Genomic DNA, 706 nt, shown 5'->3' with positions numbered 1-706 from the left:
ACGCACGCATCGCGACCCTCGGGGAGGAGGTCCGCGATCCGGCGCGGACGATCCCCCGAGCGGTCTCGCTCGCATTCGTCGGCGCTCTCGTCGTCTACCTCGCCGTCGCGTGGGTGTGCGTCTCCACGCTCGGGGTCGAGGGCCTCGCGATCAGTCGTGAGCCGCTCGTCGAGGTCGTCAGGGGCGCGGGCTGGGACGGCGCCGTCCCTGTCGTCCGCGTCGGCGCGGCGATCGCGTCGCTCGGCGCGCTCCTCGGCCTGCTCGCCGGCATCGGCCGGACCTCACTCGCCATGGCGCGCGAGCGGGATCTGCCGTCGTGGCTCGCGGCGATCAGCACGCGCTCGCGCGTCCCCGCGCGAGCGGAGATCGTCCTCGGCGCGCTCGTCGTCGCCCTCGTCCTGTTCGCGGACGTCGCGGCCGCCGTCGCGTTGTCGTCGGTGGGCGTCCTCATCTACTACACGGTCGCGAACCTGTCCGCCGTCCGTTTGGCCGGGCGGTCGCGCGGCATCGTCGGTCTCCGCACGACAGCCGTTCTCGGAGTCGTCGGTTGCGTCGTCCTCGTCGCGACGCTGCCGCCCGTGCCGGCGGTCGCCGGACTGCTCGTCGTCCTGGCCGGCGTCGTCGGCCGCGCGATCGCACTGCGGTCCCGCTCGCGGGCGAGCTGAGCCGGCGCCCGCCGCGCCCGTCGGCCGTCTAGTAGAGGAAG

General features: G+C 74.6%; 1 protein-coding gene. It reads left to right on the top strand.

Going from position 1 to position 706, the window contains the following annotated elements; all coding sequences use genetic code 11:
* A partial coding sequence (locus AC4FQ5_RS19735; RefSeq protein WP_491146270.1) for an APC family permease occupies positions 1 to 665 on the top strand: 665 nt, incomplete at its 5' end.
* Between the last annotated feature and the right edge of the window lie 41 nt (positions 666 to 706).

This window comes from Chryseobacterium sp. DT-167 (assembly GCF_058310155.1).
The sequence above is the reverse complement of the archived record's forward strand: the minus strand, read 5'-3'. Positions and strand labels throughout refer to the sequence as shown.